Genomic DNA, 23,495 nt, shown 5'->3' on the forward strand with positions numbered 1-23,495 from the left:
TCAGCAGGCTTCAGGCGATTTTGATAATCCCGGGCCGTATGGGGCTCGCGCTGCCCTCGATTGCCTCTCGGGCGCGTGATGTGCACTCAGAGGGCGCATGGAGCGCCACACCACAATTGCGGCACGACCCTCTGTGTCGCTGGGCATCGATCTGCGCGTCTGGGTTCGAGCCCAACGCTGAAGTTTGTGATGGAGGCCGCCGCGTGGAGCAGGCCCCCAAAACAAACGGGCCGCGCAGAAGCGCGGCCCGAGTGCTGCGAAATGCGCAGTGGACGGACGTCAGTGCGGAGACGCGCTCGCGCTGGCGGCACTGGAACCCACGTTGCCTTCCGGATTGGCGGTGTCGGTGTCCGCATACAGGCCCGGGTCTTCGAAATCGACATCGAGCCAGCGCTGCGTCGGCAGGCCGAGCGCGCGGTCGAGGATCGTCGGCAGCATGCCCGTGGGCAGGGAGCTTTCGCTGTTCCACAGGATCGCGATGCCGAGATCCTGCTCGGGCAGCATCGCGACCAGTCCGCGGTATCCCTGCACGGCGCCGCCGTGGAAGACGACGCGGTGGCCGGAATAGTCGTAGACGCGCCAGCCCAGGGCATAGCCGGCCGAGGAAACGCGCTGACGACGCCATGCGGAGCCGCGGGTTTCGCTGGGGGTGTTGACCAGCGGCTGGTGCAGCGTCGCGAGCAGCGGCGCAGGCAGCACGTCAGGACGATGACCGGTGTGGGCCAGCAGCCATTGCGCCATGTCGGAGGCACTGGCGTTGACGCCTGCGGCTGGCGCGACCTGGTAATAGCTCGGCTTGGGCATCAGCGGCACCCAGCCGCCGCGGCCACGAACGTGGGGACGAGCCCAGCGCGGACTGGACTCGATGCCGTCGAGGCCGAGGCTGGCGTCGTTCATGCCCAACGGCTTGAAGATGCGGCGCTGCACCTCCTGGCCGTAGAAGTCGCCGGTCGCGGCGAAGACCACGTCGCCGATCAGGCTGAAGGCGATGTTCTGGTAGCCGTAGCAGCTGCCGGGTGCGCAGTTCATCGGCGCATTCGCCAGCCTCTGCGTCAGCGTGCGGTAGTCGACGTTGGCTTCGAGGTCGCGATCGAAGGTGTTGTGGGTGAGGCCGACGCGATGGCTGAGCAGATCGGCCACGGTGAGCTGGCGTGCCGCGTAGGGATCGCTGAGGCGAAACGTCGGCATGTAATCGACGAGCTTGCTGTCCCAGCGCAGGATGCCGTCATTGACCAGCAAGCCGGTCATGGTGCCGGCGAAGGCCTTGGACAACGATGCCAGGCGGAACACCGTATGCGCGTCTACTGGCTGCCCCGCGCGCACGTCGGTGATGCCGTAGCCGCGCGCGCTGACGATCTGCCCGTTGTGCACGATCGCCATGGCCAGGCCGGGCACGCGCCGGTTGGCCACCAGCTGCTGCGCCATGCCTTCGAAATGGCGAACGTCGAAACCCGGGGCCAGCGGTGCCGTCGCGCGCGCGGGGATGACCGCGGCGACCACGGGAGTCGCGACGGGCGCGAGGCTCGTTGTTGTTTGCGGCGCGGTGGCGTGCGAGGGCGCGGAAGGGTGCGGCGTGTTCCAGCGCAGCGAAGTCTGCGCTGTCGAACCCAGAGTCAGGCTGAGAAGGACGGCGAAAGTGCCGTAACGCCAGGCCTTCCGTGACCGCGGGTTCATGTCGAGATTCATTGGTCGCAGCCTGCGGGCGCTGAGATTGCGGCGATTCTAGCGCCGAATCTCAGGGTTTTGGGGAAAAGCCAACCTCAGCGTTTTGATTTTTACGGGGTTTTGATGGGGACGTCGCAGTTAACCAGGGATCGGCTGAACCGGCTCGGCGCATTCAGGGAAACCCTCGCATGAACGCCTCCTTCACATGATGGAACGCAAGCCCCGGTCCAAGCCGGGCATCAGCCGGCGAGGAGTCGTACTCAACCGACGCGAATCAGGTCCGCGGCACGTTCGGCGATCATCATCGTCGGGGCATTGGTATTGCCGCCGATCAGGGTCGGCATCACCGAGGCGTCGATCACGCGCAGCCCTTGCACGCCGCGTACCCGCAGTTGCGGGTCCACCACCGAGGCGTCGTCGCGGCCCATGCGGCAGGTGCCGATCGGGTGATAGATGGTTTCCGCCTTGGCTCGTATGAACTCCACCAGGCCGGCATCGTCGAGATCGTCGCGCGCCGGGAAGATCGGGGCACCCCGGAAATCGTCGAAGGCCGGCTGCGCCAGCAGTTCGCGCGAGAGCTTGGCGCACTCGACCATCATCTTCAGGTCGAATCCTTCCGCGTCGCTGAGGTAGTTGGCCTCGATGCGCACCTTGTCGGCAGCGCGGCCGCTGACCAGACAAACCCGCCCGCGACTGCGCGGACGCAACGGACAGGCATGGACGGTATAGCCGTCGCCAGCCAGGCGATGACGGCCATGGTTGTCGAGCATGGCCGGCAGAAAATGCAGCTGGATGTCGGGGCGCGCGTCCGGGGCGTGTTGCGAGCGCACGAAGCCGCCGGCCTCGGCGATGTTGCTGCTGCCCGCGCCACGATGGCCGCGCAGGTAGTAGTCGAAGGCGACCTTCACGTCGCTGACGCGGTCGTAGGTGATCGGCTTGGTGGAGTGCTGCAGCGTGCAGATGTCGAGGTGGTCCTGCAGGTTCTCGCCCACCTGCGGCGCGTCGTGCATGACGTCGATGCCGTGCCGGCGCAGTTGCTGGGCCGGCCCGATACCCGAGAGCATCAGCAACTGAGGCGAGTTGAGCGCACCGCCGCTGAGCAGCACCTCGCGGGCGGCTGGCTGGTGAAACGCCTTTCCGTGCGCGGTGTACACCACGCCACTGGCGCGACGCGCGCCGGCCGGGCCGTCGAAGGTGATGCGGTTGACGAGGGCGTCCGTGACGATGGTGAGGTTGTGGCGCTCGCGCACCGGATCGAGATAGGCCACGGAGCTTGAGCAGCGCGCACCGTATTTCTGCGTGACCTGATAGAAACCGACGCCTTCCTGCGAAGGCCCGTTGAAGTCGCGATTGACCGGGAAACCCGCTTGCCGTCCGGCTTCGATGAAAACCTGCGAGAGCGGGTTGGTATAGCGAAGATCGGACACGTACAGCGGGCCCTGATCGCCATGCAGCGCATCGCCCCCGCGTTCGTTGCGCTCGCTGCGCTTGAAGTAAGGCAGCACCGATGCCCAGCCCCAGCCCTCGGCGCCCAGTGCGACCCACTCGTTGTAGTCGGCCGGCACACCGCGCGCGTAGCACATGGCGTTGATCGAACTGGAACCGCCCAGGACCTTGCCACGAGGCCACCACAACGTGCGCCCGTCGAGCTGCGGCTCCGGTGCGGTCGCATAGTCCCAATTGAGCCTCTTGATGGCGCTCAGCTTGGCCAATCCCGCGGGCATGTGGATGAAGGGATGGCGATCGCGTGGGCCGGCTTCCAGCAGCAGCACCTTCACGTCCGGGTCTTCGGAAAGACGATTGGCGAGCACGCAGCCGGCGGAACCGGCACCGATGATGATGTAGTCGAACACGTCCATTCCTGCGCGCTCTGCGCCCTGCGCCTCTAAAGCCGGTTGAAGCCGTAATGCCGGCGGCTGGCCGACCGTAAGCGCCGCCATTAGAGCAAATGCTCCCCACGCCCGTTGGCAGGCATCCTCGCATGCTGCGGCGGCGGCCGCGGCGCTAGGCGCTATGGGCCAAATCGGCTAACGTGCCGCCACCAGTTTCGGAGCAGCGCCATGGCGCCCAGCCACGACGACGGCGTGTCCGCCCGGCGCATCCAGGGCGGAGAGTGGCAAGCGGTCGCGCTCTCGTTCCTGTACTTCTTCTGCGTGCTGGCGGCTTACTACGTCATCCGACCGGTCCGCGAGCAGCTTTCGGCCGCGGTCGGCTCGACCCAGTTGCCCTGGTTCTATGCGGCCACGTTCCTGGCCACCCTTGCCTTGACGCCGGTGTTCGGCGGCCTCGTCGCGCGCTATCCGCGACGGGTCGTGGTACCGGTGGTGTATGTCTTCTTCATCCTCTGCCTGTTCGGGTTCATACCGTTGTTCACGCAGGAAGGACTGCTCAGCCCGCGCGCGCTGGGCACGGTGTTCTTCGTCTGGGTCAGCGTCTTCAACCTGTTCGTGGTGTCGGTGTTCTGGAGCTTCATGGCCGACATCTGGAGCGCGGAGCAGTCGAAACGGCTGTTCCCGATCATCGCCGTGGCCGGCACCGCCGGTGCGGTCACGGGCCCCGCGTTGACCCACGCGCTGGTCGACGTGATCGGCGTGGCGCCGCTGCTGATGGTGTCGGCCAGCCTGCTGAGCGTCGCGGTCGTCTGCATCGTGCTGCTGGGACGCTGGGCGCGTCTGCATGGAGCGCGCCGGCACGAAGTCGCGCATGAGGCAGCCATCGGCGGCAGCATGTTCGATGGCTTGCGGCAGATCTTTGCAGACCCGTTCATGCGCGGAATGGCAGTGCTGCTGCTGTTGGCTGACGGCATCGGCACGGTCAACTATGCATTGGTGGCGGATTATTCCGGTGCCACTTTCACCGACGCGGTATCGCGCACGCGCTTCGCCGCCAATGTAGACCTGATCGCCAACACCCTGACGGCGCTGACGCAGATCACCATCACGCGCTGGCTGCTGCCACGCAAAGGGCCAGGCACGGTGATCATGATCTGGGCGCTGGTGAGCATCGGCGTGCTGTCCCTGGTGGTGTTCGCGCCCGATCCCCATGCGCCGCTGATCGGCTCGATGCCAGCCGTGGCGATAGCGCTGATCGTCAGCCGCGGCCTGGCGTACGGCATGGCCGAGCCGGCGCGCCACAGCCTCTATACCCGCGTCCCGCGCAGCATCCGCTACAAGGGCCAGAACGCGGTGGACACGGCGGTATGGCGGTTCGGCGACACCGCCATCGCGCTGGCGATGAATGGCCTGCGCTCGGTCGGCGTGGTCACGGCCGGTTTTGCCGGATTGAGCGCGCTGGCCGCCTTCACGGCGGCGACGATCGGCTGGCGTCTCTCGCGACGCGTGGAAGGCAGCGAACCCGCGGGTCCGGCGCAGACGGCCACTTCTTGACCTTCGGGTTCATGACCTTCGGGGCATGGCGCGCGCGCTGAACGCGTCGCACGCTGCGCGCTTACCACTGTGCAAGGCGCCAACCAATGACCGATCGCCGCGACTTCCTCGTCTCCGCCTTGGCTGGTTTGAGCCTGCTGGCCTTGCCCGCCCACGCGCGCAAGGCGGCCAAGCCGCTGAAGATCCTGGTGCTGGGCGGCACCGGCTTCCTGGGCCCTCAGTTCGTCGAAGCCGCGCGTGCGCACGGCCACACGCTGACGCTGTTCAACCGCGGCAAGACCAATCCCGAGCGTTTTGCGGACGAGAACTACCGCGACGTCGAGCAGTTGCACGGCGACCGCAAGACCGACATGTCGGCGCTCGAAGGCGACCGACGCTGGGACGCCGTACTCGACACGTCGGCCTACCTTCCCGCCGACGTGACACGATCCACGCAGTTGCTGGGCAAGCGGGTCGGCCAGTACGTGCTCGTCTCGACCATCTCGGTTTACGCGAAGAACGACACACCGGGGCAGGACGAGTCGGCGGCACTGATCGAATTGCCCGATCCCAACGTCACCGAGGTGACCGGCGAGACGTATGGCGGCCTCAAGGCGCTGTGCGAGAAGGCCGCACACGCGCAGATGCCCGGTCGGGTCACGGTTGTACGGCCGGGTTTGATCGTCGGTCCCGGCGACCACACCGACCGCTTCACCTATTGGCCGGCGCGCGCCGATCGCGGCGGCGAGATCCTCGCACCTGGCAGCGCTGCCGATCCGACGCAGTTCATCGACGTGCGCGATCTGGCCGCGTTCCTGCTGACGACCATCGAACGGCGCATTGTCGGCATCTACAATGCCGACGCGCCGGAGGGAAAGCTGACCATGGGCGCGCTGCTGCCGACCTGCCAGGACGTTGCGCGCGATATGAAGGCGCCGGCCTCGCGCCTGACCTGGGTGCCTGCCGATTTCCTGGAAGCGCAGAAGGTGTCGCCGTGGCAGGACATGCCGGCATGGATTCCGGCCCAGGGCGAGTACGCCGGTTTCGGTCGCCTCAGCAGCGCGAAAGCGCGGGCCGCGGGACTGACCTATCGGCCGCTGCGCGACACGGTGCGCGACACCCTCGTTTATTGGCGAGGCCTGCCTGAGGAGCGTCGCGCCAAGCCGAAGGCGGGTCTGTCTCCGGTGCGCGAAGCGGAAGTGCTCAAGGCGTGGCACCTGCGCGATGGCGCGCCGGGTGGATGACGTCGTCGCGTTGTCCTCCGGCAACGCGGCATCGCCATTGGCCTAGACTGGATTCCACTTCCTCCGTTCGGAGTCGCGCGCATGTCGATGCTGGCCACCGTGCTGATCTTGCTGGTCGCGCTGCTGCATCTTGGCTTCCTGGTCCTTGAAATGTTCCTGTGGACCCGACCGGCCGGGCTGAAGGTGTTCCGCCAGTCTCAGGCGCAGGCCGAGCAGTCCAGGGTGCTGGCGGCCAACCAGGGGCTGTACAACGGTTTCCTCGCCGCAGGCCTGGTGTGGGCGGCGATATCGGCACGCAGCGATGTCGCGCTGTTCTTCCTCGGTTGCGTCGTGGTGGCCGGGGCTTACGGTGCGGCGACAGTGAGCCGTCGCATCTTCTTCGTGCAAGGCGTACCGGCTTTGGTCGCGATAGCCGCGGTCTGCCTGGGCTGAAGCGGTGGCGCCGCGCCCGCGATGGCAGTGGTCACCGGGAGCGCAAGCGCTGTGCCTGTACCTGTGCACGGCTCCATGCGGTGCGGGCAGTGCCGAAGTGCCGGCACGCGTCCAGGTCGAGGAGCATGTCGAGTACTACCGGATACAGGGGCGGGACCTGCGGGAGTTGGCGGTGCAGATGCAGCTTCATGGCCCTGCGCACTCCACCTCTGGCCGTCGCACCGCCGGGACCACGCACTGGAGCATCACCTGGACCCACCGCATCGGCATGCGCGATGGGCAATGTGAGTTGGAGAGTCTGGATGTGGATGCCGTCATCCGGGTGACGCTGCCCCAATGGGACGGTGATCGCGGCAACAGCCCGACCGTCAGGGAGTGGCGCCGGTTTCTCGCCAGCCTGGAACTGCATGAGGCCACCCACGTGCGCCACGGCCGGGAAGCGACCTTCGCGATCCGTGACGCGATGATCGCAGCGCCACCGCAGGCGACATGCGCCTTGTTGACGCGGGCATTGGCGCGCACGGCCCGCAGTCAACTGCGTCGATACACTCTGCTTACCCGTCGCTATGACACGCTGACGGATTACGGGGCGGAGCAGGGCGTGCGGTTCGAGTTCTGAGTTTCGCGGCGGTTGAACGTCACCGCCTGGGCGATACCCACATGGCGATACGTGCGCGGAAAACCGTGTCGCCGGCACTGTTGGTCACGGCGACGGTGACAGGAAGGTCGTAGCCAGCCTTGGATTCCACCGCCGGAACGTCGGGTGTGGCTACGCCGTGCAGCGTGCCCGTCGCCTTCTTGAGGTACTCCACGGTCATGCCCTTGGGGATCCAGCGCATGCTGGCGGGAATGGTGGCGTCGGTCATCACGCCAGCGCTCAGCTCGGCCAGGTTGCACAGCGCGATCGCGTGCACGGTGCCGATGTGGTTGTGCACGCGGCGGCGGTCGCGGATGCGTACCTCGCAGCGGCCCGGCTCCAGTGAAACGAAGCGCGGCGCGATCGTGGCGAAGTAGGGCGCCTTCAGGCAGACCGCTCGCGAGAACAACCAGTGGCCGGCGGGCCAACGCGTGATGCGGCGGTACAGGGCGAGCACGGGGGCGGTCATTGGCAGTCTCCGGTGGCGCATACGACGACGGCGGGTCAGTGCCCGCCGTCGTGTTGGATCATCGACATTGCCGCGATCAGGCGGCGGCGCGACTGTCGTGCTGCGCGGAGCGATAGCCGGCCGAGCGCAGCTCCTCGGGGTCGAAGTCGTCGACGCTGATCGTGTCGATCGTCATCTCGCGCAGCTCTTCCAGCTGCTTGCGTTCGTCGGCCGTGATCCAGCCCTCGCGCACACCCTCGTCGAGTTGCTCGGGGAAGCTGAGCGCCTCGATGTCCTTGGTCTTGAGAGCCTTGAGGAACTTGCGTTCCACAGGCTCGGCCAACACCACCTTCTGCAGGTAGCTGTTGATGCGGCCGGCCGGGTTGTTGGCGCAGGGCGTGAGGAAGATGCCGGTAGCGAGCCGGTCGCGCGCTTCGTTCGGCGACATCAGCAACGACGCGGTCTTGTGGCCCAGGCGGTCGCTCGGCGCCTGCGCGCGGCGGCCCCACGGGAACACCAGCATCCACATCAACCAGCCGATCGGACGGATCGGGAAGTTGCGCAGCGCCGCCGAGAACGCGATCTCGATCTTGTGCACGCTGTTGTGGAACGACCAGGCCAGCAGCGGCTGGTCGGACACCGGGCGGCCTTCGTCCTCGTAGCGCTTGAGGATGGCGCTGGCGATGTAGAGGTGGCTGAGCACATCGCCCAGGCGGCCCGACAACGACTCCTTGAACTTCAGCTTGCCGCCGAGCAGCAGCATCGAGGTGTCGGCCATCAGCGCCAGCGCCGCCGAATAGCGGTTGAGCTTGCGGTAGTAACGGCGCGTATAGGCATCGCCCGGCGCCGCGCCGATCTTGGCGCTGGTCAGGCCATACCACCAGCTGCGCACGGCGTTGGAGATGGCGAAGCCGATATGGCCGAACAGGTTGCGGTCGAACTCGCGCAAGCGCTCTTCCGGATCGGGCAGCGTCGCCGCCTTCATCTCCTTGAGCACCCACGGATGGCACAGGATCGCGCCTTGCCCGAAGATCATCAGCGAGCGCGTCATGATGTTGGCGCCCTCGACGGTGATCGCGATCGGCGAGGCCTGCCAGCCGCGACCGAGGTAGTTCTTCGGGCCGAGGATGATGCCCTTGCCGCCATGGATGTCCATGGCGTCGGCGGCGGCCTGGCGGCCCATCTCGGTGCAGTGGTACTTGGCGATGGTCGACGGCACCGCAGGCAGTTCACCGCGGGCGACCGCGGCCGCAGAGGCCTGCGCCAGCGCACTGGCCGCATAGGCATTGCCGGCCAGGCGCGCCAGTGCTTCCTCGACGCCTTCGAAGCGTCCGACCGACAGACCGAACTGCTTGCGGATGCGCGCATAGGCGCCGGACACGACCGCCGCCATCTTGGCGCCGCCGCTGGCGGTGGAGGGCAGGGTGATCGAGCGGCCGATCGACAGGCACTCGACCAGCATCTGCCAGCCCTTGCCTGCATAGGCTTCGCCGCCGATCAGCTGGCTCAGCGGAATGAATACTTCGCGGCCGTGGATGGGACCGTTCTGGAACGGGGAGTTGAGCGGGAAGTGGCGACGACCGATCTCCACGCCCGGGGTGTCGCGCGGCAGCAGTGCCAGGGTAATACCGATGTCGCGCTTGTCGCCGAGCAATCCATCCGGGTCGTACATGCGGAAGGCCAGGCCAATCAGCGTCGCGACCGGGGCCAGCGTGATGTAACGCTTGTCGAAGGTCAGCTTCACGCCAACCACGCGCGCGCCGTTCCATTCGCCGGTGGTGACGATGCCGAAATCAGGGATCGAGGTGGCGTCCGAGCCCGCCCACGGACCGGTCAGGCCGAAGCAGGGCACTTCCCGGCCATCGGCCAGGCGCGGCAGGTAGTAGTCCTTCTGTTCCTGCGTGCCGTAGTGCATCAGCAGCTCGGCCGGGCCGAGCGAATTTGGCACGCCGACGGTGGAGCTGACCACCGAGGAGATGGAGGCCAGCTTCTGGATGACCTTGTGGTTGGCCAGCGCGGTGAAGCCCAGGCCGCCGTATTCCTTCGGCACGATCATGCCGAAGAAGCGGTTCTTCTTGATGAAGTCCCACAGCTCCGGCGACAGGTCGGCGCGGACGTGGGTGATGTCCCAGTCGTCGACCATGCGGCACAGCTCTTCGGTCGGGCCGTCGAGGAAGGCCTGCTCGTCGGCGGTCAGCGCGGGCTTGGGCTGGCTCAGCAGCACGTTCCAGTCGGGCTTGCCGGAGAACAGCTCCCCCTCGAAGCCGACCGTGCCCGCCTCCAGCGCGACGCGCTCGGTTTCCGACAGGGGCGGAAGGATCTTGGTGTAGAAGCCCAGCAGCGGCTGGGTGATGAACGGCAGGCGGAATTGCGGCAGCAACAACGGCACCGCGATCAGCGCGGTGACCAGGCCGGCAATCAATGTGGCGGTGCCACTGGCGCCGAGCAGCCAGCAGGCGACCAGCGCGGTGGCGGTCAGCGCGGCCCAGACCGGCAGCCGCAGCCGGTGATAGGCGGCGATCGCGCCGACCAGCAGGAAGGCAATAAAAGGAATCACGACACTCATGACGACGCTCCAGCAACGATGCGGCGGTGAAAATGGGGGCGGTGGATGAGTGCTGGGATGGGGCCCTGGGGGGTGTGGCCATTCAATCGCCTGCATCAAACACACAACATACGGACGAGTATGGTAACCTTCCTCGCCCGCTGTCAACCTCGCCTGAACCCACCTCAGGCTTGCGTACTGTTCCCGCCGGTGGCGTATGGTTAAAATTGTCACCTTATGAGCCTGACCGCCCAGAACAAACAAGAACGCACCGGCCGACTCAGCGCCGATGATTGGGCGCAGGCCGCCCTGGACATGATCGCCGAGCAGGGGGTCGCCGCCGTCGCGGTCGAGCCGCTGGCACGACGACTGGGCGTGACCAAAGGCAGCTTCTACTGGCACTTTCCCTCGCGCGACGCGCTGCTGGTCGCTGCGCTGGAGCGCTGGGAAAAGGTCGAGCAGGAAACCGTGTTCGGCCAGCTCGAGCCGATCCCCGACCCCCGCGAGCGCCTGCGCGCGCTGTTCACCCTGGTAGCGCATGAGTTCAAGTCGCACGTCATCTATTCCGAGCTGCTCAAGGCGCTGGACCACCCGGCCGTGCAGCCGGTCATCGGCCGCGTCTCCGAACGCCGGCTCGATTACCTGACGGCGTCGTTCCGCCAGGCCGGCCTGAGCCGCACCGACGCCCAGCACCGCGCGCGCCTGCTCTATGCCGCCTATGTCGGCTTCCTGCAGTTGAACCTGCAACTGCACCAGGCGCGCATGCAACACGACGAATTCGAGGCCTATGTCGAGCACATGATGGCCACGTTGATCCCGTCTACCTGATTTTCTTTTGTTTAACAGCCCCCTGGGCTGGAGGATGTTTTTCGTGAATGCCATTTCCCACGACGTCTCGAAACCTGCCATCGCGCCGGGAAGCGAAGGCAGCAAGCTGGCCGCGCTCAATGCGTGGGTCGCCGAGGTCGCCGCGCTGACCCAGCCCGACGCGATCCACTGGTGCGACGGCAGCGATGCCGAGAATGCCAAGCTGGTCGCGCAGATGCAGGCCGACGGAACGCTGATCAAGCTCAACGAGCAGACCCACCCCAACAGCTGGCTGCACCGCTCGCATCCGGACGACGTCGCCCGCGTCGAGCACCTGACGTTCGTCTGCACCAGCGAGCAGGAAGACGCCGGCCCGAACAACCACTGGATGTCGCCGGCCGACGGCCACAAGCAGATGGATGCACTGTTTGCGGGCTGCATGAAGGGACGCACGATGTATGTGATCCCGTACTGCATGGGCCCGATCGATTCGCCGTTGTCGCGTTGCGGCGTGGAGATCACCGACAGCCCGTACGTGGTCGCCAACATGCGCATCATGACCCGCATGGGCGCTCCGGCCCTGGCGCGCATTGAGCGTGAAGGCAAGTTCGTACGCGGCTTGCATTCGATCGGCGAGCTCGACCCCGAGCGTCGCTTCATCATGCATTTCCCGGAAGAGCTGACCATCAAGTCCTACGGTTCGGGCTACGGCGGCAACGCGCTGCTCGGCAAGAAATGCCACGCTCTGCGCATCGCCTCGCATCAGGCGCGCAATGAGGGCTGGCTGGCCGAGCACATGCTGATCCTTGGCCTGGAGAACCCGCAGGGCGAGACGCACTATGTCGCCGCGGCGTTCCCATCGGCCTGTGGCAAGACCAACCTGGCCATGCTGATTCCGCCGGAGGGCTACCGCGCCCAGGGCTGGAAGGTGTGGACCGTGGGCGACGACATCTGCTGGATGCGTCCGGGCGCCGATGGCCGCCTGTACGCGATCAACCCGGAAGCCGGTTTCTTCGGCGTCGCTCCGGGTACTTCGCGCAAGTCGAACCCGAATGCGCTGGCCTCGATCCGCCACGACACCATCTTCACCAACGTCGGCGTCACCGCCGACAACCAGCCGTGGTGGGAAGGCATCGACAATGGCGACACGCCGGTCACCGACTGGCGCGGCAATGTTTATGACGCCGCCAAGGGCCCGGCCGCCCATCCGAACTCGCGCTTCACCGTTTCGGCCAAGCAGTGCCCGAGCTACTCCGAGCAGGCCGAGAACCCAGCCGGCGTTCCGATCAGCGCAATCGTCTTCGGCGGCCGCCGCGCCTCGCTGGTGCCGCTGGTGTTCGAAGCGCGCGACTGGACGCATGGCGTGCTGGTCGGCGCGGCGATGGGCTCGGAGACCACCGCCGCCGCAACCGGCGCGGTCGGCGTGATGCGCCGCGATCCTATGGCGATGAAGCCGTTCTGCGGCTACAACTTCGCCGACTACTTCAGCCACTGGCTGTCGTTCGACAAGACCGGCGCCAAGCTGCCGAAGATCTTCCACGTCAACTGGTTCCGCAAGGGCGACGATGGCAAGTTCCTGTGGCCGGGCTTCGGCGACAACCTGCGCGTGCTGGAGTGGATGATCCAGCGCGTGAAGGGCGAGGCCGGTTCGATCGAGACGCCGATCGGCCACCTGCCGGCGGATGGCGACCTCAACCTCGACGGCATCACGCTGGGCGAGGAGGCGCGCGCCAAGCTGTTCGGTTTCGACCACGCCGGATGGCAGGCCGAGTTCGCCAGCATCGGCGAGTACCTGGACGAGTACGGTCCGCGCATGCCGCAGCAGCTCAAGGACGAACAGCAGCGCATCGCCCGGGACCTGGCCGGCTGAGAACCATCTGATGACAACAGCGAACCCCGCAGCCCTGGCAGCCAGTCGTGAACTCGTCATCGATGGCCGCCCGCTGCGGGTGTTCGACGGTCATCTGCCCAACGTCGGCGAATACGTGCGCGGCCTGTCGCGGGCCGCATTCACGCGCACCGAAGTCGCGCGTCCGGAAACGGCCGAGTACAAGCACTGGGCAACCGAAATAAAGCTCGACGCTTTGGCACAGCAGCCGATCTTCGATATCACCCGTCGCGCCGTACTCGGTTTCACGACGCCGTCGTTCGGATACAGGCCTTACCGCGCCTACACCAACGTCGCCAGCTTCGGCGACATGCTGTTTACCCACACCGACTGCCTGCCTGACCAGCACGACCTGACCGCGCTGTGGTATCTGTGCGAACACTGGGACCTGGAGTGGGGCGGCGAGACGATGTTCTTCGACGCGCAGGACGAGGTTGCCTGCGCGGTCCAGCCACGGCCCGGCAGGCTGGTCATCTTCGACGGCGCCATCAAGCACGTCGGCCGCCCGCCCAACCGCATCTGCTACGCGCCTCGGTACACCTTCGCGATCAAGTTCGAGAAGATCGCGGTGGCGGGCGCATGAACGCACAGCTCCCGCAACGGCTCTGGCGCCAGGGCGAAGACTACGCTCGGCAGGGACAATGGGCTGCTGCGCTCAAGGCCTACGACGGCCTGCTCGCGCAGGAGCCCGGCCACGTGATGGCGCTGTTGCGGGCTTCGCGCATGGCGCTCTCACTGGGCCGATATCGGCTCGGGCACGACTACGCGATGCGGGCGCTGGCCGCACGGCCCCGCGGCGACGAAGCGGTGATCATGCTGGCGCGCGCGCTGCGCATGTTCAACGAGCCGCTTGCGCTGCTGGAATGCGTGGAGCATTCGGCGTGGCGAGAATGCCGCTCGGCTGAATGGCTGACCGAGCTGGCGATGCTGGTCAGCACCATCGGCGACAACAAACAGGCGATGGAGCTGCTCGACCTGGCGATCCTGCGCGACCCCAAGCACCCTCCGACCCGCTATTTCCGCGGCGTCGTGCAGATGTTCTTCGGCGACATGGAGTCCGCCGAGCAGGAACTGGAGCGCTGCATCGCCCTGGTCCCGACGTTCGCGCAGGCGCACTGGGTGTTGTCGCGCCTGCGCAAGCAGACGGCACAGGCCAACCACGTGGCCCGGATGAAGGCCCTGCTGCAGCGTGTGCAGCCAGGTACCGACAGCGATGCCTACATGGCTTTTTCCGTGCACAACGAGCTTCACGACCTGGGCGAGTACGACGAAGCCTGGCAGGCCCTGGACCACGCCTGTCGCGTGAAGCGGCGCCTGACGCCGCACGACCGGCTGGATGCGCGGTGGATGTACGAGCGCCTCGCAGCACTGTGCGATGAGCAGTTCGTGGAGGCGTCGACGCAGGTCGACGGGTCGTTCACTCCGGTGTTCATCGTGGGCATGCATCGCTCCGGAAGCACGCTGCTGGAGCAACTGCTGGGCGGCCACCCGATGGTGTCCGACGGCGGCGAAACCTACTCATTCACCACGCAGATGCGTTACGCCACCGATTACCGCAATAAAGGCGTAGTGGACGCGGAGCTGGTGAAGCGCGCGCGCGATGCCGACTATGCGCTCGTCGCTCACCGCTTCTACGAGGCCAGCCGGTGGCGCACCAAGGGGCGCCCGTTCCTGACCGAGAAGCTGCCGTCGAACTTCCTCAACCTCGGATTCATCGCCAAGGCGCTCCCCCAGGCGCGCATCCTGCACATGGTGCGCGATCCGCTGGACACGTGCTTCTCAAATCTGCGCACGATGTTCTCGGACGTGAACACGTTCTCTTACGACCAGCGCGAGCTGGCCGAGTGGTACGGCCAGTACCACCGGCTGATGGCGCATTGGCACCGCGTTTTGCCAGGGCGCGTGATGGACGTGCACTACGACGCGCTGGTGGCCGATCCGGACGGTGTGATGCGGCAGGTGCTCGATTTCTGCGGGCTGCCCTGGGATGACGCGGCCACGTCGCTCGATCGCGCAGGCGCCGTGGCGACGGCCAGCAGTCCGCAGATGCGCGGCGGCATCATGAAGAACCGAGGGGCCGCATGGCGACCCTACGAGGCGTGGCTGAAGCCGTTGATCGACGGTTTGGCTGAGTTCCGCACACCGCGCGATTAGGGCAACACGCGTCAGCATGGAAATGCTGGCCGCCGTGGCTTGGGCCTTCGCGGGCGGCGAAGCTTGGCGCCTGGATCTTCGAAAACGCGAGCGCCTTGAGCGAGGGAGGCTCAGCCTTCCTTCATTCCGAACCAGCAGTTGAACGCAATGGTGATGCGCTCGTCATCGCCGTAGAACGGCATGACTTCATGTTGCAGCCACGACGGGAACAGCACCAGCTGTCCCGGCTGGAAACGCACGTTCCAGGTGCCATGGTGGTAAGGCGCGCGAAGCCGTGCGTTGCCCGCATCGAGGAAATAGTTGCTGTAATGGTGCGGGTTGTGGAATCGCAGCACGCCCGACTCCGGGCGGTCATCGGGCGTCCGGCCCGGGGCGACGCAGTACACCCCCGACCATGACGCCATCGGATGCGTGTGCAGGATCGTGAAGCCGCCGTGGCGGGTCACGTGGAACCACGTATGCGAGAAGATCTGCAGTCTTTGCATCTCTTCGGCGCTGTAGCCGTTGCTCTCCTGGATCATGCGTCCCAGTGCGCCCCAGCAGAACTGGCGCAACTGCTGGATGCAGGCTTCCGGCCAGGCAAAGAGATTGAAATCGCTCTCGAACACACCGTGTTGCTGCTTCAGCGACGGGGCCGGATTCGCGTAGCGGGCGCCCTGGTTCTCGCGAGCCAGCAGGAGCGCCTTGAGTTCGGCATTGAGCGTCTCGGCGTCAGGGTGCTGGTCCTGGCCGAACGGCACGGCGAACATCGGGTTGATTTCGAGAGCCATGGCGGAATCCGGGGAGTGAGCCGTTATCGCAATTGTAGCCCGCAAAAAACTACGGCCCCTTTCGGGGCCGTAGCAGTTGCAGCGTTTGGAACCGATCAGAACTTCTGCGCGTAACGCATGTAGAAGAACTGGCCCGGCACTTCGTACTGCGGGTCGAACGAGTTGGCGAACGTGGTGACCGAGACCGGCGGGTCCTTGTCGAACAGGTTGTTGATGCCGACGGTGATCTTGGCGTTCCACGGCGCGTTCCAGTAGGCGCTCACGTCGTGGTAGGTCACCGCGCCGATGTGGCGCTCGGCCGCATTGCGCTGGATCAGCGAATCGCCACCCGCCGTACCGTCCCACACGCCGTTGCCGTTGGTATCGTTCGGCACGGCAATGACGCGGTCGGGGTCGGTGCAGAGGAAGCCGTAGCCGTAGTCTTCCAGGGCCTGGCAGTTCTCGGTCTGCGACGAGTAGTAACGCACGTTCCAGGTCGCACCCCAGTCGCCCATTTCCCAACGGGTGGCCAGGTTGGAGCGGACGCGCCAGAAGTTGCTCTGGTTGACGCCGTCGTACTCGCCGACGTTGTTGCCACCTTCGTTGAAGAACAGCGGCTGGCCGATGTCCGGCACATCCTGCTCGTCTTCGCCGAACACGCCGTTGCCGTTGAGATCGCTCTCGTCCTTGGCCAGGTAGGTCGTGTCCCAGGTGAAGCTGAACTTGCCCCACGCGGTTTCCGGCAGGCGGTAACCGATGGTCAGGTCGTAACCTTCGACTTCACGACCACCGATGTTGGTGGTGGTGTTCAGCAGGGTCTGGATGTTGCCATCCGAACGACGGGTGTACAGGGCGCAGGTCGGGCCGGCGCCGCCGGAGTCCAAGCACTGCTGGATGATGCCTTCGCCACCGATGGTGGTGATGGCGTCTTCGATCTTGATGTTCCACCAGTCAAGCGCGATGTCCAGGCCTTCGACGAAGCTCGGGCTGTAGACCATGCCGAAGGTGATCGACTCGGACGTCTCAGGCAGCAGGTCCGGGTTGCCACCAACGGTGATGCGGATCTGCTGGTTGTCCTGCTGGTAACCGCCAGCCGGCACGCCTTCGGCCACGCAGCGGGCCTGGGCGGTCGGGATCTGGTTGCCGAAGTTGGCGTTGTTGCAGGGGTCGCTCAGGGTCGGGAACGAGTCGGCCTGACCGGTGAACAGCTCTGCAATCGACGGAGCGCGGAAGCCCTCCGACCAGTTACCACGGACCAGCAAGTCGTCGATGGGCTTCCAGCGGAAACCGAACTTGCTGTTGAGCGTATCGCCGAAGTTGCTGTAATCCGAGTAGCGGGTCGCCAGCGAGAAGTCGAGCAGCTTGGCGAACGGCACGTCGGCCAGCACCGGCACGGCCAGTTCGAGGTAGGCCTCGTCCAGGTCGTAACCACCGGCGGTGGCGGTACGGGCGTTACCCGTGGTGTTACCCGAGTTGATCAGGGCATCCGGCGAGTCGAAGCCGTCTTCGGTGCGGTGTTCCAGGCCGAACGAGAAGCCCAGCGCGCCACCCGGCATGTCGAACAGGTCGCCGCTGATGTTGGCGTAGTAGTTCTTCTGCGTGTAGCTGTACTCGTCGTGCGCGGTGAACGAGACGAAGTTCAGCATTTCCGGCGTGATGCTGCCGACGCCGCCGAGCAGGTTCAGCGGCACGCAGCCGGCGATGATCGCAGTCGGGGTGCCGCAGCGGGCAACGCCGCTGGCATCACGGAACGACGGGCCCAGCGCCTGCCTCAGCGCGATGACATTCATCAGGCCGAAGGTGGTGACGTGGGCCTTGTTCTCTCCGCGGAAGTAGCCGGCTTCCCAGTCGAAGTACTTCTCGCCGAAGGTCAGGGTGCCTTCAAAGCCGGCGTTCACCGCGAAGGTGTTGACGTCCTGGTTGAACGAACGGCCGCCGGTCTCGACGAAGCGGCGGTTGATGCGCGAGACGTCTTGGCCGAACGGGTTGTAGATGTTGTTGCGGCTGATGAAGACCGTCTGGCTCTGCGGGTTGGCACCCGGGGCCGTACCCAGCACCACCGGCATGGCCGCGAGCAGCTGCTCGGACACACGCTCGTTGTAGGTGATGGTGGTCTTGAAGCGGATGTCGTCGGTGATGTCGACCGACGCGTTACCGAAGACCGAGCGACGCTCCTGCGGGGTCAGCAGGTAGTTGTCCGGGGCGAAGTTGTAGATGTCGCCGGGGATCAGGAACGGACGCGGGGCGCTGTTGCCGCCCGGGTTGTACGTGAACGTGCCAGCACCACCATTGAAGTTGGTCTGGCCGCCGGTGCAGGTGTTGGTGGCGGAGTTGAAGCCACCCGGGCACAGGGCGAAACGGCCGCCCGGCGTAGTGCCGGAGCCGAACGCATTGCCGGTGCCGACGATCGGCTCCTTGGAGATGTCACGGTCGCCGGCCATGACCGGCTCTTCCTTGACATAACCAAAGCCCATCATCGCGGAGAAGCGGTCGCCGGTGCTGCCGATGGTGAAGTCGTAGGCCTGACGGGTGCCGTCGCCCTTGTCGAACTGACCGAAGTAGGCGTTGGCTTCAGCGCCTTCGAAGTTCTGGCGCAGGATCACGTTGACGACGCCGGCGATGGCGTCGGAGCCGTAGATCGTGGAGGCACCGTCCTTCAGGACTTCGATGCGCTCGACCGCGGCGGTCGGGATGGTGTTGAGGTCGACTGCGCCACCGAGACCGGTGCCGCCGACCCAACGCTTGCCATTGACCAGCACCAGGGTGCGGTTGGAACCGAGGTTACGCAGGCTGACGCGGGTTTCGCCGTTGCCGCCGTTGTTGAAGGTGCTGTTGAGGGTCGAACCGTTGGCGGTGATGTTCTGGATCACGTCGCCGACGGAGGTCAGGCCCTGGGCACTGATGTCGTCACGGCTCAGCGAGAAGATCGGCTGCGAGGTTTCGATGTCCGCACGCTTGATGCGCGAACCCGTTACTTCGATGCGATCCAGGGTGGTTGCTTCTTTCGGCTGCTCTTCCTGAGCAAATGCGACGCCGGTGCCGGCCGCTGCGGTGGCGCCCACGGCGAGCGCGAAAGTAATCGCGTCGCGGAGCTGGGTGGTCTTAAAGGTCATCTCTCTCTCTCCAAGGTGGTCTTGGGTAATCCCATGGGGGCCGCCGGGTGGCGCAAAACAACGTACCTAATTCGGCAAGGCCGTCCCGATACTAGCCCACGTGGGGCAGGAAATTAAAGTGTCGTTAACAAATAGGGTGTGTCTCGTTATCTCGTGAGACTTGCCCGATAAAACTACGGCCCCGTACGGGGCCGTAGGTTTGTTGCGTGCCGCGTCTTTATCAGAACTTCTGGGTGTACTTGAGGTACATGAAGCGACCGATATCGAAGCCACCGTAGTACGACACGTTGGCGCTCGGCTGGGTGTACATGATCGGGCCGACCTTGTCGAAGACGTTGTTCACGCCCAGCGAGATGTTGGCCTTCCACGGGGTGTCGTAGCGGAACTGGACGTCGTTGAACGTCGTGGAACCGTGGTTCTGGCGGCGCGTGATCGCACTGGTCGTACCCGTCACGTTGCCGGTCGGGGCGAAGTGGATCTCGTTGCACTCCAGGTTCGGCGTGGTCGAGCCCGGGATGAAGTACGTGCAGCCTTCATACATCGGCGAGTAGTAGCGGGTGATCCAGCTGACGCCGAACGCGCCCATCTGCCAACCCAGGTTGAGGTTGGAGCGGATGCGGAAGGTGCTCGTCTGCCCGACGTTCGACAGCGGAACCTGGGGATCGTCGCTGTTGGTGAAGTAGTCCTTCGACGTGTAGGTGCTGTTGGACACCACGCTGAAGGTACCGAACTGCTCGGTGTTCATGCGGTAGGCGATGTCGAAATCCCAGCCTTCAACCTTGCGGAAGCCCGCATTGCGGTTGCCGAAGCTCATGAAGTTGACGAAGCCAAGCGCAGGATCACGCGTAAACAACAGCGGCGAGCAGCGGCTGGTCAGGCCCTTGATGTAGCAGTCCTCGAGGATCGCGGTCGGCGTGTCGGCCACGATCGTGTCGTCGATGCGGATCTTCCACCAGTCGAGCGACATGTTGAGGCCTTCGGCGAAGGTCGGGCTCCACACGGCGCCGATGGTCTGCGACTTCGACAGCTCCGGCGTCAGGGTCGGGTTGGAACCCGTAGTGAACGCCACCGGCGTCTGCGAGTTCGGCGTGCCGACCGGTTGGAGGCCCTGGCCCAACTGACGGTAGGTGTTGGCGACCGCACCCATGGCCGCCACGCAGTTGGCGCGGGTGGTGGCGTTGTCACGCGAGCTGCCGAAGTTGGTGTCGCACGGATCGGTGAAGAACGAGAACGTCTGCGAGCCGCCGCCGAACAGGTCGCTGATCGTCGGCGCGCGGAAACCGTCGGCGTAGGTGCCGCGGATCAGCAACTGGTCGAGCGGCTTCCACTTCAGGCCGAACTTGTTGTTCGTTGTCTCGCCGAAGCTGTCGTAGTCCGAGAAGCGGCTGGCCAGGTTGACGCTCAGTTCGCGCGCGAACGGCAGGTCGGCCAGGATCGGAATCTGCAACTCGGCGTAGATTTCATCGACCGAGTAGCCGCCACGGGTCGGGCCGCCCGCCAGGTTGGTCGAACCAGCGGTCACGGCGAGCGCGTCCGGAACGAACTTGCCCTCTTCCTTGCGGTTCTCCAAACCGACCGCGAATGCGAGGTCGCCGGCAGGCAGGGTGAAGATGGTGCCCGCCAGGTTGGCCTGCATGTCCGTGGTTTCGGTGCGACCCGTCGAATGCTCTTCCTGGAACAGGTACCGCTGCAGTGCCTGGTTGTTGGTCAGGCCACCCGGGCCTTCAACGCCAAACGCCAGGAACGGATTGAACGGCACGCAGCCGGCGATGACGTTGCGCTCGTTGGCCGTGGTCGCCGGATTGTCCGGCGTGCCGCACACGACCTGGCCCGTGGTGGCGTCGAGGAACGACGAACCGACGGCGAGGCGGGTGTTGGCCAGGTTGAGGTTGCCGAACGTCGACTGGACCAGCTTGTTGGTGTTGTTGAGATAGTTGACGTCCCAGTCGAAGTAGTGGTCGCCGATCTCGAAGCTGCCTTCAAACGCGCCGGTGAAGCGATAGGTGGTCAGCTCGCTGTCCGAAATGCGCGGCTGTTCCCACGTACGACGCCACCAGTTGCCGATGGTTGCGCCCGTCGGATTGAAGAAGCTCGTCGCCGCCATCGGCGTGGCGAAGGACTGGGCCTGCATCGGGTAACCCGCGATGTTGCGGCTGCTCTCGCGGTTGGCGTACAGGATGTTGGTGCGGAAGCGGACGTTGTCGGTGATGTCGTAGAAGCCGTCCACGTACAACTGCTTCTGTTCCAGCGGCGTGTGCAGAGTGGTCTGCAGGTTGGTGTTGCTCTTGTCCAGGATCGAGCCGGGGGTGCAGCCGGTGGCCTCGGTTGCGCCCGCGCAGGTACCGATGACGGTGTTCTGGCGACGGTAGTCGTTGATGTTGCGGGGATTGCCGCCCTCGCGCAGCATCACGCGGGTGCCGGTCGGGATGCCCGGAACCGCCGTGGTCGCCGTCGTCACGAAACCGCCCTGCTGGCCGACGGTGGTCCAGGCGTCGGTCGGATGGCGGCTGGAGCGCGGGAACGCGCTGAAGTCGCGATCGGCAGACATGACCTCTTCTTCATTGGTCCACTCGGCGCCGATGGTGACCGAACCGCGGTCGCTGCCGAAGCCCATCAGGAAGTCGCCCTTGGTGATGGCGCCGTCGCCTTCGTCGTACTGGCCGTAGTAGGCGCTGGCGGCCACGCCTTCGTAGTTGGAGCGGGTGATGATGTTGATCACGCCGGCGATGGCGTCGGAGCCGTAGGTCGACGAGGCGCCGTCCTTCAGCACTTCGATGCGCTCGACCGACACGGTCGGGATCGTCGACACGTCGGACAGGCCGCTGGTCGAGATGCCCAGGCGCTTGCCGTTGACCAGCACCAGGGTGCGCTGCGCGCCGAGGTTGCGCAGGCTGATGAAGGTGCCGCCCACGTTTTCACCCGACGACAGCGGCTGGGCGCGGCTGATCGGCGGTGCGCCGGTGGCGGAGATGTTCTGCAGGATGTCGGCGACCGACTGGAAACCCTGCTTCTCGATGTCGGCGCGGGTGATCGTCAGGACGGGCTGCGCCGTCTCGGTGTCCACCTGGCGGATGCGCGTGCCGGTGACTTCGATTCGATCGAGCGTGGTTGCCTGCGGTGCCTCTTCCTGCGCGTAGGCCGTCCCCAGACCTGCGACGGCGGTGGTACCTACGGCCAGTGCGAAACAGATCGCGTCGCGGAGCGGCGTGGTCTTGAAAGTCATCTCTCTACTCTCTCCAAAAGATTCGGTCTTTTTGTTTCCCCAAGGCTCGACCGAAGCTGTCAAGAGTCTCGACACATCCGGCAAAGCTGACCCCGATCTTAACCAGATGTGTAGAGAAAGTGAAAGATGCGTTAAGTGTGTGATCCAGGTCGCACCCGCCCCCGTTATCAGCAAGAGCCGATGGAGGTAGGGAGTGCGGCGAGTGCGCCGCCGAAGGGCGGGCTTGCTGAACGGGGAGGCGTTGGACGCCAGTGCGGTGGAGCTAGGACCGGAAGGTGCAGGCCGGACGCGGTCCGGCGACCCTGATTACAGGTCTTGCTCGTAACGGACGTAGGGCATGGTGCCCTCGTCCTGGTCTTCATTCGCCGGAGCGAAGGGGTTCTTGCCACGGGTAACGACGTTTTCGGCGCCTACGGTGAGCTGGCCGCTCCACGGCGTGCGCCAGGTCAGTCCGACCCCAAGGCCCTGCCATTGGCCGGCTTGACCAGGGGTATCGACGACGCGGCCAATGATGCTGGCCCCGAAATCGCCGACGTTGGCCCCGATGGTGAGCGTCTTGCTGGTCCAGCGATCCGAAAGCTCAGCCGGCATGTCGCCAGCCGGAATCAGCCGGGCTTTAGCCATCGTGCCGCCGATCGACACGGTCGCCTCGCGGCCGATGTTCTTCTGCCCGTAAAGGGTCAGCGTGTTCTGGTCGAACTTGCTGACCTTGTTGTTGGGGCTCAGCCAGTTGGGAAGCGTGTCGCGGCCGGTACCTACGGTGAGGCCGACCTTGCCGCCAGGGCGGCCCAGGCTGGCGCCCGCCATGACCTGGCGGCTGCCGGAGCGGTCGTCGTTGTCCTGGTCGAGCGCGGCCAGCATGCAATGGTCTGCCAGGCCCCCGATGGAGTTGGCGAGGCCGGAGCTGCGGTCGCAGATCACGCCCAGCGTGTCGCCGGTATCCAGGCCGAATGCCGCATCGAGCGTGGTACTGCCGGCACGCCAGCGTGCGCCGGCGGTCGGGATGCCGGTGGGTTCCAGTTCCAGGAAAGCCTCCACCTTGCCGCTGGCCTTGTTCCAGACGGGCAGCATGGTCGTGTCGCGGGTCGCGGACTTGTTCAGCGACTGGGCATGCGCGCCTGCTGCCACGCCGAGGGCGAGCAACAAAGCGAACGGCAGTCGTAGCAGATGGTTCCGCATGGTCCGGTTACGACCGGCGCGAAGCCGGCGAGTTCCCCTATCCTTA

The 23,495-nt window shown here is 65.5% G+C and carries 16 protein-coding genes; 8 read left to right on the forward strand and 8 right to left on the reverse strand.

What is annotated here, in order from left to right:
- Positions 1–279 precede the first annotated feature (279 nt).
- Both J2X06_RS04475 and J2X06_RS04480 read right to left on the reverse strand, forming a co-directional pair.
- The gene (locus J2X06_RS04475) at positions 280–1,674 is read right to left on the reverse strand and encodes a serine hydrolase domain-containing protein (protein WP_310058802.1); all 1,395 of its coding nucleotides are present in this window, start codon (positions 1,672–1,674) and stop codon (positions 280–282) included.
- A 251-nt stretch (positions 1,675–1,925) separates the two neighbouring features.
- On the reverse strand, positions 1,926–3,518 hold the full coding sequence (locus J2X06_RS04480; protein ID WP_310058805.1) for a GMC family oxidoreductase: 1,593 nt from the start codon (positions 3,516–3,518) through the stop codon (positions 1,926–1,928).
- Positions 3,519–3,725: 207 nt separating this feature from the next.
- Here J2X06_RS04480 and J2X06_RS04485 point away from each other — a divergent pair, with 207 nt between their 5' ends.
- The 4 genes from J2X06_RS04485 (at position 3,726) to J2X06_RS04500 (ending at position 7,325) form a co-directional block, all read left to right on the forward strand.
- On the forward strand, positions 3,726–5,051 hold the full coding sequence (locus J2X06_RS04485; protein ID WP_310058807.1) for an NTP/NDP exchange transporter: 1,326 nt from the start codon (positions 3,726–3,728) through the stop codon (positions 5,049–5,051).
- 86 nt (positions 5,052–5,137) lie between these two features.
- Positions 5,138–6,274, forward strand: a complete 1,137-nt coding sequence (locus J2X06_RS04490; protein WP_310058811.1) for an NAD-dependent epimerase/dehydratase family protein — start codon at positions 5,138–5,140, stop codon at positions 6,272–6,274.
- A gap of 81 nt (positions 6,275–6,355) precedes the next feature.
- Positions 6,356–6,706, forward strand: coding sequence for a DUF1304 domain-containing protein (locus J2X06_RS04495; RefSeq protein ID WP_310058813.1), 351 nt, complete (start codon positions 6,356–6,358; stop codon positions 6,704–6,706).
- A 97-nt stretch (positions 6,707–6,803) separates the two neighbouring features.
- Positions 6,804–7,325, forward strand: a complete 522-nt coding sequence (locus J2X06_RS04500) for a DUF922 domain-containing protein (protein WP_310058815.1) — start codon at positions 6,804–6,806, stop codon at positions 7,323–7,325.
- Positions 7,326–7,344: 19 nt separating this feature from the next.
- On the opposite strand, the gene J2X06_RS04505 is transcribed toward J2X06_RS04500, so the two are convergent.
- Both J2X06_RS04505 and J2X06_RS04510 read right to left on the reverse strand, forming a co-directional pair.
- Positions 7,345–7,812: a hotdog fold domain-containing protein gene (locus J2X06_RS04505; protein ID WP_310058817.1), complete on the reverse strand. Its 468-nt coding sequence runs from the start codon at positions 7,810–7,812 to the stop codon at positions 7,345–7,347.
- 76 nt (positions 7,813–7,888) lie between these two features.
- The gene (locus tag J2X06_RS04510) at positions 7,889–10,357 is read right to left on the reverse strand and encodes an acyl-CoA dehydrogenase (protein ID WP_310058820.1); all 2,469 of its coding nucleotides are present in this window, start codon (positions 10,355–10,357) and stop codon (positions 7,889–7,891) included.
- Between the two features lie 216 nt (positions 10,358–10,573).
- Here J2X06_RS04510 and J2X06_RS04515 point away from each other — a divergent pair, with 216 nt between their 5' ends.
- The 4 genes from J2X06_RS04515 to J2X06_RS04530 are packed head-to-tail and all read left to right on the forward strand — an operon-like array spanning position 10,574 to position 15,185.
- A complete protein-coding gene (locus J2X06_RS04515) occupies positions 10,574–11,164 on the forward strand; it encodes a TetR/AcrR family transcriptional regulator (RefSeq protein WP_310058822.1) in 591 nt (196 codons plus the stop codon).
- A 43-nt stretch (positions 11,165–11,207) separates the two neighbouring features.
- Positions 11,208–13,013, forward strand: a complete 1,806-nt coding sequence (locus J2X06_RS04520) for a phosphoenolpyruvate carboxykinase (GTP) (RefSeq protein WP_310058823.1) — start codon at positions 11,208–11,210, stop codon at positions 13,011–13,013.
- Between the two features lie 10 nt (positions 13,014–13,023).
- Positions 13,024–13,614, forward strand: a complete 591-nt coding sequence (locus tag J2X06_RS04525; protein WP_310058827.1) for a 2OG-Fe(II) oxygenase — start codon at positions 13,024–13,026, stop codon at positions 13,612–13,614.
- Positions 13,611–15,185 carry a tetratricopeptide repeat-containing sulfotransferase family protein gene (locus J2X06_RS04530; RefSeq protein ID WP_310058830.1) on the forward strand — a complete coding sequence of 525 codons (1,575 nt, stop codon included), beginning with the start codon at positions 13,611–13,613 and terminating at the stop codon, positions 15,183–15,185. Before J2X06_RS04525 ends, J2X06_RS04530 begins: the two co-directional genes overlap by 4 nt.
- A 110-nt stretch (positions 15,186–15,295) precedes the next feature.
- On the opposite strand, the gene J2X06_RS04535 is transcribed toward J2X06_RS04530, so the two are convergent.
- From J2X06_RS04535 to J2X06_RS04550, 4 genes are all read right to left on the reverse strand, one after another.
- Entirely contained in the window at positions 15,296–15,955 is a 660-nt protein-coding gene (locus tag J2X06_RS04535) for a putative 2OG-Fe(II) oxygenase (RefSeq protein ID WP_310058833.1), read from the reverse strand.
- Between the two features lie 95 nt (positions 15,956–16,050).
- The gene (locus J2X06_RS04540) at positions 16,051–19,047 is read right to left on the reverse strand and encodes a TonB-dependent receptor plug domain-containing protein (RefSeq protein ID WP_310058836.1); all 2,997 of its coding nucleotides are present in this window, start codon (positions 19,045–19,047) and stop codon (positions 16,051–16,053) included.
- Positions 19,048–19,267: 220 nt separating this feature from the next.
- Positions 19,268–22,270: a TonB-dependent receptor plug domain-containing protein gene (locus J2X06_RS04545; RefSeq protein WP_310058839.1), complete on the reverse strand. Its 3,003-nt coding sequence runs from the start codon at positions 22,268–22,270 to the stop codon at positions 19,268–19,270.
- Positions 22,271–22,576: 306 nt separating this feature from the next.
- Positions 22,577–23,413 carry a hypothetical protein gene (locus J2X06_RS04550; RefSeq protein WP_310061236.1) on the reverse strand — a complete coding sequence of 279 codons (837 nt, stop codon included), beginning with the start codon at positions 23,411–23,413 and terminating at the stop codon, positions 22,577–22,579.
- Positions 23,414–23,495: the final 82 nt, after the last annotated feature.

Origin of the sequence: Lysobacter niastensis, assembly GCF_031457115.1 — a bacterium.
GTDB lineage: Bacteria > Pseudomonadota > Gammaproteobacteria > Xanthomonadales > Xanthomonadaceae > Lysobacter_J > Lysobacter_J niastensis_A.

Excerpts from the sequence above, each read along its gene's own strand:
- J2X06_RS04475 (WP_310058802.1), bottom strand. The coding sequence starts at position 1,674 with ATGAACCCGCGGTCACGGAAGGCCTGGCGTTACGGCACTTTCGCCGTC.
- J2X06_RS04485 (WP_310058807.1), top strand. The coding sequence starts at position 3,726 with ATGGCGCCCAGCCACGACGACGGCGTGTCCGCCCGGCGCATCCAGGGC.
- J2X06_RS04490 (WP_310058811.1), top strand. The coding sequence starts at position 5,138 with ATGACCGATCGCCGCGACTTCCTCGTCTCCGCCTTGGCTGGTTTGAGC.
- J2X06_RS04495 (WP_310058813.1), top strand. The coding sequence starts at position 6,356 with ATGTCGATGCTGGCCACCGTGCTGATCTTGCTGGTCGCGCTGCTGCAT.
- J2X06_RS04505 (WP_310058817.1), bottom strand. The coding sequence starts at position 7,812 with ATGACCGCCCCCGTGCTCGCCCTGTACCGCCGCATCACGCGTTGGCCC.
- J2X06_RS04510 (WP_310058820.1), bottom strand. The coding sequence starts at position 10,357 with ATGAGTGTCGTGATTCCTTTTATTGCCTTCCTGCTGGTCGGCGCGATC.
- J2X06_RS04515 (WP_310058822.1), top strand. The coding sequence starts at position 10,574 with ATGAGCCTGACCGCCCAGAACAAACAAGAACGCACCGGCCGACTCAGC.
- J2X06_RS04525 (WP_310058827.1), top strand. The coding sequence starts at position 13,024 with ATGACAACAGCGAACCCCGCAGCCCTGGCAGCCAGTCGTGAACTCGTC.
- J2X06_RS04530 (WP_310058830.1), top strand. The coding sequence starts at position 13,611 with ATGAACGCACAGCTCCCGCAACGGCTCTGGCGCCAGGGCGAAGACTAC.
- J2X06_RS04535 (WP_310058833.1), bottom strand. The coding sequence starts at position 15,955 with ATGGCTCTCGAAATCAACCCGATGTTCGCCGTGCCGTTCGGCCAGGAC.
- J2X06_RS04540 (WP_310058836.1), bottom strand. The coding sequence starts at position 19,047 with ATGACCTTTAAGACCACCCAGCTCCGCGACGCGATTACTTTCGCGCTC.
- J2X06_RS04545 (WP_310058839.1), bottom strand. The coding sequence starts at position 22,270 with ATGACTTTCAAGACCACGCCGCTCCGCGACGCGATCTGTTTCGCACTG.